Source organism: Streptomyces sp. NPDC091287 (assembly GCF_044768525.1).
Lineage (GTDB): Bacteria > Actinomycetota > Actinomycetes > Streptomycetales > Streptomycetaceae > Streptomyces.
In genome coordinates this window covers 32716-49148 of sequence record NZ_JBIVUV010000012.1, presented here as the reverse complement: position 1 = coordinate 49148, position 16433 = coordinate 32716, and the positions used below count along the sequence as shown (strand labels likewise).

The 16433-nt window shown below is 73.4% G+C and carries 17 protein-coding genes; 13 read left to right on the top strand and 4 right to left on the bottom strand.

Annotation, left to right across the window (positions count from 1 at the left end):
• The first annotated feature begins 95 nt into the window (after positions 1-95).
• Positions 96-1199, top strand: coding sequence for a hypothetical protein (locus ACIQRW_RS21095; protein ID WP_403762427.1), 1104 nt, complete (start codon positions 96-98; stop codon positions 1197-1199).
• A gap of 70 nt (positions 1200-1269) precedes the next feature.
• Here ACIQRW_RS21095 and ACIQRW_RS21090 read toward each other — a convergent pair whose 3' ends face one another.
• Together ACIQRW_RS21090 and ACIQRW_RS21085 are read right to left on the bottom strand one after the other, a co-directional pair.
• The gene (locus ACIQRW_RS21090) at positions 1270-2412 is read right to left on the bottom strand and encodes an NADH-quinone oxidoreductase subunit D (protein WP_403762424.1); all 1143 of its coding nucleotides are present in this window, start codon (positions 2410-2412) and stop codon (positions 1270-1272) included.
• A 38-nt stretch (positions 2413-2450) separates the two neighbouring features.
• On the bottom strand, positions 2451-3455 hold the full coding sequence (locus tag ACIQRW_RS21085) for an SAM-dependent methyltransferase (protein WP_403762421.1): 1005 nt from the start codon (positions 3453-3455) through the stop codon (positions 2451-2453).
• A 96-nt stretch (positions 3456-3551) separates the two neighbouring features.
• Between ACIQRW_RS21085 and ACIQRW_RS21080 the strand changes: the two genes are divergently transcribed.
• Positions 3552-4754, top strand: coding sequence for a sensor histidine kinase (locus ACIQRW_RS21080; RefSeq protein WP_403762418.1), 1203 nt, complete (start codon positions 3552-3554; stop codon positions 4752-4754).
• A 105-nt stretch (positions 4755-4859) separates the two neighbouring features.
• On the top strand, positions 4860-5540 hold the full coding sequence (locus tag ACIQRW_RS21075) for a response regulator (protein ID WP_403762415.1): 681 nt from the start codon (positions 4860-4862) through the stop codon (positions 5538-5540).
• A gap of 12 nt (positions 5541-5552) precedes the next feature.
• Here the strand turns inward: ACIQRW_RS21075 and ACIQRW_RS21070 are convergent, their stop codons facing one another.
• Positions 5553-6665, bottom strand: a complete 1113-nt coding sequence (locus ACIQRW_RS21070; RefSeq protein ID WP_403762963.1) for a DUF5937 family protein — start codon at positions 6663-6665, stop codon at positions 5553-5555.
• A gap of 104 nt (positions 6666-6769) precedes the next feature.
• Between ACIQRW_RS21070 and ACIQRW_RS21065 the strand changes: the two genes are divergently transcribed.
• The gene (locus tag ACIQRW_RS21065) at positions 6770-6997 is read left to right on the top strand and encodes a hypothetical protein (RefSeq protein WP_403762412.1); all 228 of its coding nucleotides are present in this window, start codon (positions 6770-6772) and stop codon (positions 6995-6997) included.
• 64 nt (positions 6998-7061) lie between these two features.
• Here the strand turns inward: ACIQRW_RS21065 and ACIQRW_RS21060 are convergent, their stop codons facing one another.
• Positions 7062-8219 carry a threonine aldolase family protein gene (locus ACIQRW_RS21060; RefSeq protein ID WP_403762409.1) on the bottom strand — a complete coding sequence of 386 codons (1158 nt, stop codon included), beginning with the start codon at positions 8217-8219 and terminating at the stop codon, positions 7062-7064.
• Positions 8220-8433: 214 nt separating this feature from the next.
• Here ACIQRW_RS21060 and ACIQRW_RS21055 point away from each other — a divergent pair, with 214 nt between their 5' ends.
• The 9 genes from ACIQRW_RS21055 to ACIQRW_RS21015 all read left to right on the top strand — a co-directional run bounded on the left by ACIQRW_RS21055 (position 8434) and on the right by ACIQRW_RS21015 (position 16351).
• Positions 8434-9384 carry a Rossmann-like and DUF2520 domain-containing protein gene (locus tag ACIQRW_RS21055; protein ID WP_403762406.1) on the top strand — a complete coding sequence of 317 codons (951 nt, stop codon included), beginning with the start codon at positions 8434-8436 and terminating at the stop codon, positions 9382-9384.
• Positions 9385-9484: 100 nt separating this feature from the next.
• On the top strand, positions 9485-10504 hold the full coding sequence (gene panC, locus ACIQRW_RS21050; protein WP_403762403.1) for a pantoate--beta-alanine ligase: 1020 nt from the start codon (positions 9485-9487) through the stop codon (positions 10502-10504).
• Entirely contained in the window at positions 10501-12192 is a 1692-nt protein-coding gene (locus ACIQRW_RS21045) for an L-aspartate oxidase (protein ID WP_403762401.1), read from the top strand. Before panC ends, ACIQRW_RS21045 begins: the two co-directional genes overlap by 4 nt.
• Positions 12193-12304: 112 nt before the next feature.
• Positions 12305-13366: a carboxylating nicotinate-nucleotide diphosphorylase gene (gene nadC / locus ACIQRW_RS21040; protein ID WP_403762398.1), complete on the top strand. Its 1062-nt coding sequence runs from the start codon at positions 12305-12307 to the stop codon at positions 13364-13366.
• Positions 13366-14163: a type III pantothenate kinase gene (locus ACIQRW_RS21035; RefSeq protein ID WP_097915092.1), complete on the top strand. Its 798-nt coding sequence runs from the start codon at positions 13366-13368 to the stop codon at positions 14161-14163. Before nadC ends, ACIQRW_RS21035 begins: the two co-directional genes overlap by 1 nt.
• A 162-nt stretch (positions 14164-14325) precedes the next feature.
• On the top strand, positions 14326-14910 hold the full coding sequence (locus ACIQRW_RS21030; protein WP_364874888.1) for a hypothetical protein: 585 nt from the start codon (positions 14326-14328) through the stop codon (positions 14908-14910).
• Positions 14911-14991: 81 nt separating this feature from the next.
• Positions 14992-15171 carry a hypothetical protein gene (locus ACIQRW_RS21025; protein WP_403762395.1) on the top strand — a complete coding sequence of 60 codons (180 nt, stop codon included), beginning with the start codon at positions 14992-14994 and terminating at the stop codon, positions 15169-15171.
• Positions 15172-15316: 145 nt separating this feature from the next.
• Positions 15317-15772, top strand: a complete 456-nt coding sequence (locus tag ACIQRW_RS21020) for a BlaI/MecI/CopY family transcriptional regulator (RefSeq protein ID WP_403762392.1) — start codon at positions 15317-15319, stop codon at positions 15770-15772.
• Between the two features lie 9 nt (positions 15773-15781).
• A complete protein-coding gene (locus tag ACIQRW_RS21015) occupies positions 15782-16351 on the top strand; it encodes an amino-acid N-acetyltransferase (protein ID WP_265600935.1) in 570 nt (189 codons plus the stop codon).
• Positions 16352-16433 lie beyond the last annotated feature (82 nt).

Genomic DNA, 16433 nt, shown 5'->3' with positions numbered 1-16433 from the left:
GGCTACGGGTCATTTCGGGGGCCGCGAGGTAACCGGCGGGGAACAGATTGCCGAGCGGCCCCCAAGTGGCGCGTACACACGGTAAATTTCAGGCCATGCCACGTGGACGCCACCGCCATTCGCCGCCCCTTCACAGAATCCTGCCGCCCTCCGTGGTGGCGGGAGTGTCGGTCGTCGGTGCCGCCGGCGCCTGGCTCCTGGCCGAACCCCTGGTCCTGCGCGGCCTGGTGGCCGCGGTGGCGGCCGCCGCCGTCACCGGCGCGTATCTGATGCGCAGCTGGGACCGGGCGGCGGGGCTGCGGGTCGCCGAGCTGACCCGGGCCCGCGCCAGTGACGAATGGCGGGCCGAGGAGCGGATAGCCGAGCTGGAGCAGGATCTGGAGGAGTCGCGCGAGCTGCGCACCCGTCTGGAGACCAAGCTCCGCCGCAAGCGCGTCGAGCTCGCGGGGCTGCGCGGGGAGCACGCCGGACTGCTGCGCCGCTACGCCAACGCCGAGACCGAGCGGGCCAGCGCGCTGGAGGGCCGCAGGCAGCTCGCCATCGAGGCGGCCGCCCCCAAGGAGCTGCTGCCCGCGCGGTCCACGCCGACCCCCGAGTCGTACCGGCGCGCGGACGAGGCCCTGATGAACCTCACGCGCAACGCGGCGCTCCAGGAGACCCGCCGGACGGTGGAGGCGGTCCGGCGGCGACAGGCGGCCGTCGACGACCGGCACCAGGACACGGAGGGGGAAGGCCCGCAGGGGAAGCACGCGGCGGCCCCCGGGGCGGGCGAGCACCGGGACCACCAGCACCGCCGCCCCTCCACCCCCCTGCCCGCCCCGGCGCTCCCGAGCGTGAAGGCCCCGGCCTCCATCGCGCCGGTGCCCGTGCCGCGCGCGATCCCAGCCGCCTCGGCCGTCGTCCCGTACGGTGCGCGCCGCAACCTGGCACCCCAGGGCAACTTCGACTTCTTCGGCGCCCAGAACGCCCAGAACGCCCAGAGCACCGAGCACACCGAGCACACCGAGCACGCCCAGAAGGTCAACGCCGTGATCGAGTCCGTGCAGAACGAGGACCTCGCGGACGTCGTCGGCGAGGAGGCGCTCGCCGCCCACCGCACGGGAGCCGTCGACAACCGGGCCGTGGGCAAGGTCATCGACCTCACCGCGCACGACGAGACCGAGCAGATCGAGGTGGCGGAACTGCGCGGCGCGGTCTGAGCGCCCGAGGCTCCGAGAACGCCCCAGGCCTCAGGCCCCATACTCGTCACTCGTCCAACTGCTCGTCGATCTACTTGTCGATGTCGCCGACGACGAAGAACAGCGAGCCCAGGATCGCCACCATGTCGGCGACCAGGGTGCCCGGCAGCAGCTCGGTGAGCGCCTGGATGTTGTTGAACGAGGCCGAGCGCAGCTTCAGCCGGTAGGGCGTCTTCTCGCCCTTGGACACCAGGTAGTAGCCGTTGACGCCGAGCGGGTTCTCCGTCCAGGCGTAGGTGTGGCCCTCGGGCGCCTTGAGCACCTTGGGCAGCCGCTGGTTGATCGGCCCCGGTGCCAGGTGGGCCATCCGGTCCAGGCAGGCGTCCGCCAGGTCCAGGGAGTTGAGGGTCTGCTCCAGCAGGCACTCGAAGCGGGCCAGACAGTCGGCCTCGGTCCGGGTGACGACCTTCAGCGTGTCCTGGAGCTCCCCGTACGCGAGATAGGGCTCGTCGCGCCGCAGGTCGAAGTCGACGCCCGAGGCGCGGGCGATCGGCCCCGACACTCCGTACGCGTGCACCGCCGCGGCGGACAGCACGCCCACGTCGCGCGTACGGCCCCGGAAGATCTCGTTGCCGAGGACGAGGTTCTCGTACACGTCCATGCGGGAGCGGACGGAGGCGACGGCGTCGCGGACGCGGCCGGCCCAGCCCGCCGGGACGTCCTCCTTGAGTCCGCCGACCCGGTTGAACATGTAGTGCATCCGCCCGCCGGAGACCTCCTCCATCACCGCCTGGAGCTCCTCGCGCTCCCGGAAGGCGTGGAAGACCGGGGTGATGCCGCCGAGTTCGAGGGGGTAGGAGCCGAGGAACATCAGGTGGTTGAGGACCCGGTTCAGCTCGGCGAGCAGCGTCCGCGTCCACACGGCGCGCTCGGGGACCTCCATGCCGAGCATCCGCTCGACGGCCATCACCACGCCCAGCTCGTTCGAGAACGCGGAGAGCCAGTCGTGGCGGTTGGCGAGCATGATGATCTGCCGGTAGTCGCGCGCCTCGAAGAGCTTCTCCGCGCCCCGGTGCATATAGCCGATGACCGGCTCCGCGTGCTGTACGCGCTCGCCGTCCAGCACGATCCGCAGCCGGAGGACCCCGTGCGTCGAGGGGTGCTGGGGACCGATGTTCAGCACCATGTCGGTGCTCTCCGCCGCTCCGCCGATGCCGATCGTCGTCTCCGTCATGCGGGACAGTATTCCCTGACGACGGCCCGCCGCGGGGGTCACCCGCGATCCGGCCGCACCGGCCCCACCCGGTGCAGCAGCCAGCCGAAGTCGCCGAGGCCGCCGCGGGCCGTCAGCTCCGCCGCCTCGCCCGCGGCCGCCAGCGCGGTGACGTAGCCCGCCGGATCGGTCGCGGCCAGGCCGATCGGCGGCCGGTCGCCGCCGACGCCCAGCCGGTGCAGCGCCGCCCGCTGGTCGGTCAGTTCGGCGGCCGCCTGCCCGGCCGCCGCCGCGCAGGCGTCCAGCGCCACGTGCGCGGTCAGGTCGCAGGAGCCGTCCGGCACCGGGCGCACCTCGCGCCCGCCCCGGAAGCCGGTCAGCGTCCCGAAGGGCGGCCGGGCGCCCCGTACATGGGCGTAGTCCACCGCCACCGCGAGGCCGGCGGTGAGGGAGCCGACCGCCCGCGCCCAGGCCGCGTCCCTGGTCCGGCCGATCTCCGCCCGTTCGCCCGGCGCGGTCAGCGGCCACCAGCGCTCCAGCCACGCCGCGTCCGCCCCGCTCACCGCCTCGCCGAGGCGCTCCGCGCCGTCCGAGGTCCGCACCTGGACGTACCGGGGGACGCCGTCCGCGTCCGCCTCCGCCACCTCGGCCGGAACGTTGTCCAGCCACTCGTTGGCGAACAGCAGCCCGGTGACCCCCGCGGGCGGCTCCGCGCACCACTCGATCCGGGGGTCCAGGCCCGGCGGCCGGGCGGCGACCTCGACGGCGTACGCGGTCACGTCCGGCCCCCCGGGCAGCGCGGCCAGCGCCGCCAGGACTCCGGTCAGCAGCTCGCCGCGGCCCGCCCCGACGTCGACCAGTGCGACCGTGCCGGTGCCCAGCTCCCGCGCCGTTCCGGTCAGCAGCCGGGCCACCGCCGCCGCGAAAAGGGGCGAGGCGTGGACCGACGTACGGAAGTGGCCCGCCGGCCCCTCCGGGCTCCGCAGCGGGCTGCGATAAAAGCCCTCATCTCCGTACAGAGCGGCCTGAGCCGCCTCCCGCCACCCGCGCCACTCGTCCGTCACGTAGGCAAGTCTCCACCTTGGGGAGTACGGTCCCAGGACCCGGATCGACCCTCCGGTTGACCCGGGCACCGATCCGCTGTCCCTACGCTGGGTTACGTGCAGCGCCTCTACGATTTCATCCGCAGACACCCGACGGGCGTCGACGTCTTCTGGGCCGTCTTCCTCCTCGGGCTCTCCGGCATGTCGATGGTGTCGGGCATGTACGACGCGGGGCGCGAGCAGATCGTCGCCGTTCCGGTGATGCTGGGGCTCTCCACGGTGGTGGCGCTGCGCCGCAAGGCCCCGGAGAAGATGCTGCTGCTGGCCATCCTGGTGGGCGTCGTGCAGCTGGTGTTCGACGTCCGGCCGGGCATCGGGAACTTCGCGATGCTGGTGATCACCTACACCGTGGCCACGGTCGGCGAGCGCTGGGCGTCCCGGCTCGCCCTGGTGTGCAGCCTGAGCGCGGCGGCCCTGTCCCAGCTGCGGTGGGAGGCCGAGCCCGGGGGATCCTGGGCCCAGGTGGTCTTCGTGACGATCATCATGACCGTGCCGTTCGTGCTGGCCTGGGTGCTCGGGGACTCGCTGCGGACCCGGCGGGCCTACTTCGACCAGCTGGAGGAGCGTGCCGCCCGCCTGGAGCGGGAACGGGAGGCGCAGTCCAAGGTCGCGGTCGCCGCCGAGCGGGCCCGGATCGCCCGCGAGCTGCACGACGTCGTCGCGCACAACGTGTCCGTGATGGTGGTCCAGGCCGACGGCGCCGCCTATGTCATGGACGCCGCCCCCGACCAGGCCAAGCAGGCCCTGGAGACCATCTCCAGCACCGGCCGCCAGGCACTCGCGGAGATGCGGCGGCTGCTGGGGGTGCTGCGGACCGGTGACGCCCCGGAGAGCGGGGAGTACGTCCCCCAGCCCGATGTGGAGCAGATCGAGGACCTGGTCGCGCAGGTGCGGCAGACCGGCCTGGTGGTCGACTTCAAGGTGGAGGGCACGCCCCGCCCGCTGCCCAGCGGCGTGGAGCTGACCGCGTACCGGGTCGTCCAGGAGGCCCTGACGAACACCCGCAAGCACGGCGGACCCGACGCCGGGGCCAGCGTCCGGCTGGTCTACTTCGACGACGGCCTCGGGCTGCTGATCGAGGACGACGGCCGGGGCGCTGCGCACGAACTGTACGAGGACGGCGGCGCGGACGGCGCCGGGCACGGGATGATCGGGATGCGGGAGCGGATCGGCATGGTCGGCGGCACTCTGGACGCGGGGCCCCGGCCCGGCGGCGGATTCCGGATCAGCGCCCTGCTGCCGCTCAAGCCACCGGGCTGATCCGCCGCCGCCCGGTCGACCTGCCTTTCACGACCACGGCGACCACGGCGACCACCACGACGATCACGACCACCACGACCGACCCCAGGACAGGACACGATCCCCATGACCCCGGCCATCCGCGTGATGCTCGTCGACGACCAGGTGCTGCTGCGGACCGGTTTCCGGATGGTGCTCGCGGCCCAGCCCGACATGGAGGTCGTGGCCGAGGCCGGGGACGGGGCGGAGGCGATCGAGATCCTGCGGTCCACCGCCGTCGACGTGGTGCTGATGGACGTCCGCATGCCCCGGCTGGACGGCGTCGAGGCGACCCGCCGCATCTGTGCGCAGCAGGACCCGCCGAAGGTGCTCATCCTGACCACCTTCGACCTCGACGAGTACGCGTTCTCCGGGCTGAAGGCGGGGGCCAGCGGCTTCATGCTCAAGGACGTGCCGCCGGCCGAGCTGCTCGCCGCGATCCGTTCGGTGCACAGCGGCGACGCGGTCGTCGCCCCGTCGACCACCCGCCGGCTGCTCGACCGCTTCTCGCCGATGCTGCCCAGCGGCGACAAGGAGCCGAAGAACAAGCACGTCGGCAAGCTCACCGAGCGGGAACGGGAAGTCATGCTCCTGGTCGCCCAGGGCCTGTCGAACGGGGAGATCGCGGCCCGGCTCGTGCTCTCCGAGGCCACGGTCAAGACGCACGTCGGCCGCATCCTCACCAAGCTGAACCTCCGCGACCGGGTCCAGGTCGTCGTCCTCGCCTACGAGACCGGCCTGGTCCGGGCCGGCGGCGGCGCGGGCTGAGAGCCTGACGGCTCAGCGCAGGACGCCCTCCAGGAAGTCGCTGCCGAGCCGGGCGACGACCGTCAGGTCCAGCTGGTGCAGGACGTAGCGGCCGCGGCGGCGCGTCGTGACCAGGCCCGCCTTCTTGAGCATGGAGAGATGGCGGGAGACCTCGGGGGAGGTGATGCCGTTGGAGTCGGCCAGCTCGCCGGTGGTGTACGGGGAGCGGGCCAGGTTGCGGCAGAGCCGCATCCGCATCGGGTGGGCCAGGGCCTCCAGGCGCAGTTGGAGCAGTTCCACGGAGGCGGGCGCCGGCAGGTCGGGCAGATGGACCGGGTAGTGGATCACCGGCCGCCAGCCCGGGGCGTGCAGCACCATCAGATGCGGCCAGCCGAAGCTGGTCGGGATGAGCGTCAGGCCCCGGCCGACGCCCGGGTCGACGGCGGTGGTCCGGCCCTCGGAGAGCTTGTCGACGTTGATCCGGCCCGCGCCCTCGTCCAGCGTCACGGCGGCCGACACCGCCCCGACCGCGTCGGCCAGTCCCTTGCGCCGCAGCAGCTCCGTCTTGTGCCGGGCGTCGGCGACCAGCTGGACGGAGACCCGGCGCCAGGTGTCGGCGAAGAACGCCTGGTCGCAGTCCTCGAAGAGCCGCCGGACCCAGCCGCGTACGGAGGCGGGGTCGGCCAGCAGCCGCCGGGTGAAGTCCATCTGCTGCGGGCCGCGAGCCGCCGCCAGGTCCAGGGCGCGGCCCCGCATCCCCGCGTCGTTCAGCGGTGACGGCGACCCGGCCCCGTAATGGCTGGCGCAGGTGAACTCCAGGGCCGCGGCGACGAACCGTTCGTCGTCCAGTCGGTCCAGCAGGTCCAGGTCCTCGGCGAGCGTCGCCCCGGTCCTGCCGTCGCCGCCCCGGATCCCGGCGAACGGCATGAACACGTCGGAGAAGGTGTTCCGCCAGAGGAACTCCGCCTCCAGCAGCCGGTCCGCGAGATCGGGCTCCAGGGCCGTCGCGGTCGCGGTGGCCCAGCCGTGCAGCCCCGGATGGTGTCCGGGCTCGGAGAGCGCGTGCAGGGCGAGGCCCAGTTCGGCCAGGGGAGAGGTCGCGAAAACGACGCGGTCGGCGGGCAGGCCCGCGATGTCTATGTGCACGCTCACCTCTCCATAGTGGGGGTACGCGGGCGGGCCGTCGTGCCATTTGACGGGGGCCGTCAATCCATGCGCGGTGCCGCCGTGACCCGCACAGGCTGGGCCGCGTGAACGCCACCCAGCAGCACCTGCTCGACCTCCACCGCGCGGCCCGCCTGTCGCAGCCCGCGCCCCCGCCCCCGGGCCGCCACGACCGCTCGGTCCTGCGCGACCTGTACCGGCGCCTCCGCAGACCCGCCACACCCAGCGAGCCCGGCACACTCAGCGAGCCCCACACACCCGGCGAGCCCGGCACACTCAGCGAGCCCGGCACACCCAGCCCGTCCGGCGTTTGAGGACGGAACCCCGAGGCCGGGGCCCGGCCACTCGACAGGGCCCGGAGGCCGGGCAGCCCCCGCCCTACCGCGCCACGTACCCCACGAACCCCGCCACCGCGTCCCGTACATCCTCGGCAGACCACTCAAGACCCGCCCCCGCCACCGTCACCTCGGTGCACGAGACCCCGGGCGGCAGCCCCGTCCCGGCCGATCCCGCGAACCAGCGCCGGAACAGCGTCACGCCCGTCTCCTCGGCCTGCCGCACCGACGCCTCGTCCAGCACATCGGCCCCGTACGGCAGCCAGACCTGGAACTGATGGGTGTGCGGCGGCTCCGGACGCACCCGGAACCACGGCACCCCCGACGCCGCGAACCCCTCCGCCAGCGCCCCGGCCACCACCTTGGCGTGCGCCACGTAGTCCGGCAGCCTCGGCAGCTCCCGCTCCAGGCCCAGCAGCGCGGACAGCGCCGCCGGGTACTGCTGGAAGAGCTGCCCCCCGTACCGGTGGCGCCACACCCGGGCCTCCTCCACCAGCGTCGAGGGGCCCGCCAGCACCGCGCCCGACAGCCCGTCCAGGGACTTGTAGAACGACACGTACACGCTGTCCGCGAGGGCGGCGATCTCCGACATCTCCCGCCCGAAGTGCGGCGCGCACTCCCACAGCCGCGCCCCGTCGAAGTGGACCACCGCGTCCCGCTCCCGGGCCGCCTCCACCACCGCCGTCAGCTCCTCCCAGGACGGCAGTACGAACCCGGCGTCCCGCAGCGGCAGCTCCAGCATCAGCGTCCCGAACGGCTCGGGGAACTCCCGGACCTCCTCGGCGTTCGGCAGCCTCGGCTCCGACGTCGGATGCACCGTGCGCAGCCCGCTCACCGCGCCCAGTGCCCCGCCCTCGTGCAGCTCCGGGTGGGACAGGGGGTGCAGCGCCACCGTCGCGTCGCCCGTGCGCCCCGCCCAGCACCGCAGTGCGATCTGCTGGGCCATCGTCCCGGTCGGGAAGAACGCCGCCGCCTCCATCCCCAGCAGCCCGGCCACCCGCCGCTCCAGATCGGCGACGACCCCGCCCCCGTACACATCGGTCCAGTCCTCCGGATCGTGTACGGAAGGGGAGTCGGCGGCCAGCGCCGCCAGCCGCTCGCCCAGCGTGCCGTCCGCGCCCACCCGGGCCAGCGTCCGCCGCGAGGCCCGCCACGCGGTCAGCCGTCGCCGTCGCCGCTCCTGCTCATCCATGGTCACCATGGGACGATCATCACCCGGGCCTCCCACCGCGCGCCCGCCGATTTCCGCCTGCCCGGAGTCCGGCCCGGGGCAGGCCCGGAGCTGGGTCCGGGGTCAGGGCCGGAAAGTTATCCACAGGCTGTGGGCGGCTGGAGGGCTTCGCCGAAACGCTGGCGTAGCATGCAGAGAAATCGTCCGGTACCCCCCGCGGACTGGAACGGAAGGCCATCGCCGCGTGAACTCACCAGTTTCGAAGGAACCCCTCGACGCGAGGGACCGCCCCGCCCGACTCACGGTCGGCGTCGTCGGCGCGGGCCGGGTCGGACCCGCCCTCGCCGCGTCCCTCCGCCTCGCCGGACACCGCCCGGTAGCCGTGTCCGGCGTCTCCGACGCCTCCCGGCGCCGCGCCGCCGAGCTGCTCCCCGACGTGCCCCTGGTGGAGCCCGCCGAGGTGCTGGCCCGCGCCGAGCTGGTGCTGCTGACCGTCCCCGACGACGTGCTGCCCACGCTGGTCGAGGGCCTCGCCGAGACCGGCGCCGTACGGCCGGGCCAGCTGCTCGTCCACACCTCCGGGCGGTACGGGGCGAGGGTGCTGGACCCCGCGCTGCGGGCCGGGGCCCTGCCGCTCGCGCTGCACCCCGCGATGACGTTCACCGGCACCGCCGTCGACGTGCAGCGGCTCGCGGGCTGCTCCTTCGGCGTCACCGCCCCCGAGGAGCTGCGGCTCGCCGCCCAGGCCCTGGTCATCGAGATGGGCGGCGAGCCCGAGTGGATCGCCGAGGAGTCCCGCCCGCTCTACCACGCGGCCCTCGCCCTCGGCGCGAACCACCTGGTCACCCTGGTCGCCCAGTCGATGGAGCTGCTGGCCAAGGCCGGGGTCGCCGCCCCCGACCGGATGCTCGGCCCGCTGCTCGGCGCGGCCCTGGACAACGCCCTGCGCTCCGGCGACGCCGCGCTGACCGGCCCGGTCGCCCGGGGTGACGCGGGGACGGTCGCCGCCCACATCGGCGAGCTGCGCGAGCACGCCCCGCAGGCGGTGGCCGGATACATCGAGATGGCCCGCGCCACGGCCGACCGGGCGCTCGCCCACGGCCTGCTCAAGGCCGAGTTGGCCGAGGACCTCCTCGGCGTCCTGGCCGACCAGGAACGCCGCCCCGGCGGCCCCGGACCGGGGGAGACCCGATGACGCCGATCACCAGCCGGACGATCACCAGCCGGACGATCACCAGCCGTACGGCACCGGCCCCGGCGCCGATCACCGGCTGTACGGGACCGGGGGAGACCCGATGACGCGCACGGTCCGGCCCGCCCTCCTGCGCACCGCCGCCGAGCTGGACGCGCTGTCCCGCCCCGCCGGGGCCGGGCGGGCCGTCGTCATGACGATGGGCGCGCTCCACGAGGGCCACGCCGCCCTGATCCGGGCCGCCCGCGCGGCGGCCGGCGCGGACGGCCAGGTCGTGGCCACCGTCTTCGTGAACCCGCTCCAGTTCGGCGAGGCCGCCGACCTGGACCGCTATCCGCGCACCCTGGACGCCGACCTGGAGATCGCCGCGGCGGCGGGGGCCGACGCGGTCTTCGCCCCCGGCGTGGACGAGGTCTACCCCGGCGGAGAGCCCCAGGTCCGGATCGCCGCCGGCCCCATGGGCGAGCGCCTCGAAGGCGCGGCCCGCCCCGGGCACTTCGACGGGATGCTCACCGTCGTCGCCAAGCTCCTCCACCTCACCCGCCCCGACGAGGCGTTCTACGGGCAGAAGGACGCCCAGCAGCTCGCCCTGATCCGCCGCATGGTCCGCGACCTGAACTTCGGCGTCCGCATCACCGGCGTGCCCACCGTCCGGGACGCGGACGGCCTCGCGCTCTCCAGCCGCAACCGCTTCCTGACCGCCGAGGAGCGGCACACCGCGCTCGCCCTGCCCCGCGCCCTGTTCGCGGCCCGCGACCGGCTCGCCGCCCAGCAGGCGCTGCACGAGCGGGCCCGGGCCACCGCGCCCGGCGGCGACCGGGCCGCCGGGCTCAACCGGCTCGGCGAGGCCCGCGCCGCCGCCGACGCCCAGGCCGTGGCGCTGGCCCGGCCCAACGGGGCGCCCGCCGCCGTCCGGGCCGCCGCGCGGACGGTCCTGGAGGAGGCCGCCGCCCGGGACCGGATTCCGCTCGCCCTGGACTATCTCGCCCTGGTGGACCCGGCGGACTTCACCGAGATCCCGGACGACCGCGAGAGCGGGGAGGCGATCCTCGCCGTCGCGGCCCGGGTCGGGGACACCCGCCTCATCGACAACATCCCCCTCACCTTCGGAGCCCTGACGTGACCGGAATACGGCTGACCGCCCCCGCCCCCGGCTGGGCCATCGACGCGGACGTCGTGGTGGTCGGCTCCGGTGTCGCCGGGCTCACCACGGCGCTGCGCTGCGCCGCCGCCGGCCTGGACACCGTCGTCGTCACCAAGGCCCGCCTCGACGACGGCTCGACCCGCTGGGCCCAGGGCGGCATCGCCGCCGCACTCGGCGAGGGCGACACCCCCGAGCAGCACCTCGACGACACCCTCGTCGCGGGCGCGGGCCTCTGCGACGAGGAGGCCGTGCGCACCCTGGTCACCGAGGGCCCCGACGCCGTACGCCGGCTGATCGACACCGGCGCGCACTTCGACACCACCGACAGCGGCGACATCGCGCTGACCCGCGAGGGCGGCCACCACCGCCGCCGCATCGCCCACGCGGGCGGCGACGCGACCGGTGCGGAGATCTCCCGCGCCCTGGTCGGCGCGGTCCGCGAGGCCGCCCTGCACACCATCGAGAACGCCCTGGTCCTGGATCTGCTCACGGACGCCGAAGGCCGTACGGCGGGCGTCTCGCTGCACGTCATGGGCGAGGGCCAGCACGACGGCGTCGGCGCGGTCCGGGCCCCCTCGGTCGTCCTGGCCACCGGCGGCATGGGCCAGGTCTTCTCCGCCACCACCAACCCCCCCGTCTCCACCGGCGACGGGGTGGCGCTCGCGCTGCGGGCCGGGGCGGAGGTCTCCGACCTGGAGTTCGTCCAGTTCCACCCGACCGTCCTGTTCCTCGGCGCGGACTCCGAGGGCCAGCAGCCGCTGGTCTCCGAAGCCGTACGCGGCGAGGGCGCGCATCTCGTCGACGGCGACGGCGTCCGCTTCATGCTCGGACAGCACGAGCTGGCCGAGCTGGCCCCCCGCGACATCGTCGCCAAGGCCATCACCCGCCGCATGCTCGACCGCGGCACCGAGCACATGTATCTCGACGCCCGGCACTTCGGGGCGCGGATGTGGGAGCAGCGCTTCCCCACCATCCTGGCCGCCTGCCGGTCCCACGGCATCGACCCGGTGACCGAGCCGATCCCGGTCGCCCCGGCCGCGCACTACGCCTCCGGCGGCGTCCGCACCGACCTGCGGGGCCGCACCACCGTCCCCGGCCTGTACGCCTGCGGCGAGGTCGCCTGCACCGGTGTGCACGGGGCCAACCGCCTCGCGTCCAACTCCCTCCTGGAGGGCCTGGTCTTCGCCGAGCGCATCGCCGCCGACATCGCCGGGGCCCGCCCGCCCCGCACCGAACCGGCCGGGAGCCCGGACGCCGACGGCCCCGTCCCGCTGCTGGCCCCCGAGGCCCGTGCGGCGATCCAGCGCACCATGACCCGGGGCGCCGGAGTCCTGCGCTCCGCCGACAGCCTGGCCACCGCCGCCGAGGAGCTGGAGGCCCTGCACCGCGACGCCGCCGCCGACGCGGAGGGGCCGAGAGACGCCAAGGCGGTCGTCCCCGGGGTCGACGCCTGGGAGGTCACCAACCTGCTCCTGGTCTCCCGGGTCCTGGTCGCCGCCGCCCGGGACCGCGAGGAGACCCGCGGCTGCCACTGGCGCGAGGACCGGCCCGACCGCGACGACGCCCACAGCCGCCGTCACCTGGTCGTCCGTATCGCGCCGGACCGCACCCCGGTCGTCCACCGCACGGAGACCGCCGCGTTCCCGCCCGTACGCCCGTCGGATTGAGCAGACTGCTGGAAGCAGCCGCACCGCCGCACACCACAGGGCGGCACCGGCGGCACACGAGAAGCACCCGCCCTACCCGCACCACCCGCCACGCCCCCGAGGAGCCGTCACCGTGAGCACGCCCGAAGAGAATCCGCGCCCCACACCCGTGGACGTACCGCTGATCAGCGTCGGCGCGCCCGCATCCTCCGTACCGGCGGAAGGCGGCTGCGGCGACGGCTGCGGCTGCGGTGGTGACGAGGGGTTCGACCCCGAAGCCCTGGAGTGCGGCCTGGACCCCGCGCTCGCCCTGCTGCTGGCCCGGGCGGGGCTCGACCCCGTCCAGGTCGAGGACGTCGCCCATGTGGCGATCGAGGAGGACCTCGACGGCGGGGTGGACGTCACGACCGTGGCGACCGTCCCCGAGGACGCCGTGATCACCGGTGACTTCACCGCCCGCGAGGCGGGCGTGGTCGCCGGGCTCCGGGTCGCCGAGGCGGTCCTGTCGATCGTCTGCACCGAGGAGTTCGAGGTCGAGCGGCACGTCGAGGACGGCGACCGGATCGCCCCCGGCGAGAAGCTGCTGACCGTCACCACCCGCACCCGCGACCTGCTGACCGGCGAACGCAGCGCGCTGAACCTGCTCTGCCGCCTCTCGGGCATCGCGACCGCCACCCGCGCCTGGGCGGACGTGCTGGAGGGCAGCAAGGCCAAGGTCCGCGACACCCGCAAGACGACGGCGGGCCTGCGCGCGCTGGAGAAGTACGCGGTGCGCTGCGGCGGCGGCGTCAACCACCGGATGTCGCTCTCCGACGCGGCCCTGGTCAAGGACAACCACGTGATCGCCGCGGGCGGCGTCGCCGAGGCCTTCAAGCGGGTCCGCGCCGAGTTCCCCGAGCTGCCCATCGAGGTCGAGGTCGACACGATGGACCAGGTCCGTGAGGTGCTGGACGCGGGCGTCGACCTGATCCTGCTGGACAACTTCACCCCGGCCGAGACCGCCGAGGCCGTCGCCCTGGTCGACGGCCGGGCGATCCTGGAGTCCTCCGGCCGCCTGACCCTCGACTCGGCCCGCGCCTACGCCGACGCGGGCGTCGACTACCTCGCGGTCGGGGCGCTCACCCACTCCTCGCCGATCCTCGACATCGGCCTGGACTTCCGCGACGCCGACGCCACCGACGGGGCCGACGCCTGATGCTGCTCACCATCGACGTCGGCAACACGCACACGGTCCTCGGCCTCTTCGACGGCGAGGAGATCGTCGAACACTGGCGGATCTCCACGGACGCCCGCCGCACCGCCGACGAGCTGGCCGTCCTGCTCCAGGGACTGATGGGCATGCACCCGCTGCTCGGCATGGAGCTGGGCGACGGCATCGAGGGCATCGCGATCTGCGCCACCGTCCCCTCGGTCCTGCACGAACTGCGCGAGGTCACCCGCCGCTACTACGGCGACGTCCCCGCCGTCCTGGTGGAGCCCGGCGTCAAGACGGGCGTGCCGATCCTGATGGACAACCCCAAGGAGGTCGGCGCGGACCGCATCATCAACGCGGTCGCCGCCGTCGAGCTGTACGGGGGCCCGGCGATCGTCGTCGACTTCGGCACCGCCACCACCTTCGACGCGGTCTCCCCGCGCGGCGAGTACACCGGCGGGGTGATCGCCCCCGGCATCGAGATCTCGGTCGAGGCCCTCGGCGTCAAGGGCGCCCAGCTCCGCAAGATCGAGCTGGCCCGGCCGCGCAGCGTGATCGGCAAGAACACCGTCGAGGCCATGCAGTCCGGCATCGTCTACGGCTTCGCGGGCCAGGTCGACGGGGTGGTGGCCCGGATGAAGAAGGAGCTGGCCGCCGACCCGGACGACGTCACCGTCATCGCGACGGGCGGCCTTGCTCCGATGGTGTTGGGGGAGTCCTCGGTCATCGACGAGCACGAGCCGTGGCTGACGCTCATCGGGCTGCGCCTGGTGTACGAGCGGAACGTCTCCCGGTCGTAGGGGGCGTCCTGCCGAAACCGGGCGGTAGCTGCGGCAACGGCCGGGGCCGGGGGCCGGGACACCGTCGGGGTACGCCGCGCCACCGACGACCAGTTAAACGGATTTTGTCCATTTAGCACGTATTGTCGCGTTATGCCCACGCCCTACGGTTCACGAGGCGGCATGGCGTTCAGCGCGGACGAGCTGCGGGTGCTCCGACGTGCCCTCGCCATCGCCCTCCACCCCATGCCCCTGTCCGACGAGGACGTCCAGGACTGCCTGCGGCTCGCCGGCTCCGTGGACGAGGCGGCCGGCGAGGCGGGTCGGCTGCGAGCGTTCCTCCTCGCCGACCTCGCCCGCTACCGCAACGCCCTCCCCGGCTCCGCCGCCGGCTACCTGGAGCTGCTCCAGGACGCCCTGGCGGCCGGCTACGACCCCCGCCCGGACGATCTGGCCGCCCTGCGGGCCCTGCGCGGCGGGCGGCTCGCGGCGGCCCTCCTGGAGCGCTGTCAGGTGCTCGCCGAGCGTTCCGTACGAGCCCGGCTCGCCGGCCGCTCCGCCGGGCTCACGGCCCCCGGCCCCCGCAGCCGGCTGCTCGCCCTGCCCGGCGGCCGCGCCGCCGACCGGGAACCGGACCGGCCCAGGACCCCGGCCGCCCCTGACCGGCCGCAGAAACCGGGCGACCGCCCGATGCCCAAGCCCTCCGAGGTCTTCCCGCCGCGCCGCCGTCCCGCGCCGCCGCCGTCCGAGGAGCGGGCGGCAGGCTGACCCCGTGCGGCGTCCGACGCGGCGGCCTCCCACCGGGAGGTCGCCGCGTCCGGCCGTCGCGGGCTCGCTACTCTGGACGGCATGGACTACGTATCCGCGCTCGTGCCCCCCGTGGTGATGGCCGTCTTCTTCATCGCCCTGATCATGATCATCGTCAAGAGCCAGGGCGGTCCGAACAAGACCAAGGAGGACGCCGTGGTGGACGCGGCGCTCGCCCGTGCGGAATCCGTAAAGCAGACCGCTCGTCCGGAGAATGCCTGATCGCGCGAGCGGCCCGTCCGCCCCGCAATCCTCCCGCCGCGCACCCCCGGAGCGCACCCCCGGAGCGCACGACTCATCGGAGCCGTGCGCTCTTTCGCTGGGTAAATACCAGAACATTCAGGACATCTGGCACTAAAGTGATCCTGTGCCCCGCCAATTGGGAGACCTCGAAGACGCCGTGATGACACGCGTCTGGCAATGGAACCGACCGGTCACTGTGCGGGAAGTCCTTGAGGACCTTCAGCAGGAACGGTCCATCGCCTACACGACCGTGATGACGGTAATGGACAATCTCCATCAGAAGGGCTGGGTCCGCAGGGAAGTCGACGGCCGGGCCTATCGATATACGGCCGTCTCCACCAGGGCCGCCTACTCGGCCGCACTGATGAACGAAGCCTGGTCACGCAGCGACAACCCCGCCGCCGCTCTTGTCGCGTTCTTCGGCATGATGTCCGCCGAACAGCGCGAAGCACTGCAGGACGCTGTCCGCATGGTTTCCCCCAACCCCGCCGAAACCCCCGGCAACCCCGCGGAACCGACCGCCGGTGCCACCGGAGATGACGCCCCGGCCGATGACGTGGAGCCGGAGAGCGGGAGATAGCGTCGGGGCATGTCCTCAGAGCAGCCGCAAAACGATCCGGATACCGAACTCCATACCGACCCGTCGGTAAATAAGCCCGCCATCACCGTCCGACGGGCCAGGACGAGTGATGTCGCGTCCGTACGACGACTCCTCGACGGGTACGTGTCCGGAGGCATCCTGCTCGACAAAGCGACCGTCACCCTTTACGAGGACATCCAGGAGTTCTGGGTCGCGGAACGCGACGAGGACGCGACGGTCATCGGCTGCGGCGCACTTCATGTCATGTGGGAAGACCTGGCGGAAGTGCGGACCCTTGCCGTCGACCCCCGCATCAAGGGCGCGGGAGTCGGGCACCACGTACTCGACAAGCTCTTGCAGACCGCGCGATGGCTCGGTGTCCGCAGGGTTTTCTGTCTCACCTTCGAAGTGGACTTCTTCGCGAAGCACGGCTTCGTCGAGATCGGTGAGACGCCTGTTGACACCGATGTCTACAGTGAGCTGCTGCGTTCGTACGACGAGGGCGTCGCGGAGTTCCTCGGTCTCGAACGAGTGAAGCCGAACACCTTGGGCAACAGCCGGATGCTTCTGCACCTGTGATCTGCAGAAGGACCTGCAACCCTATGTCCGAATCGCGCACGTTTCCCGTCTTCTCGGGCTGCTGAACCTCTGCAGGGGGTTT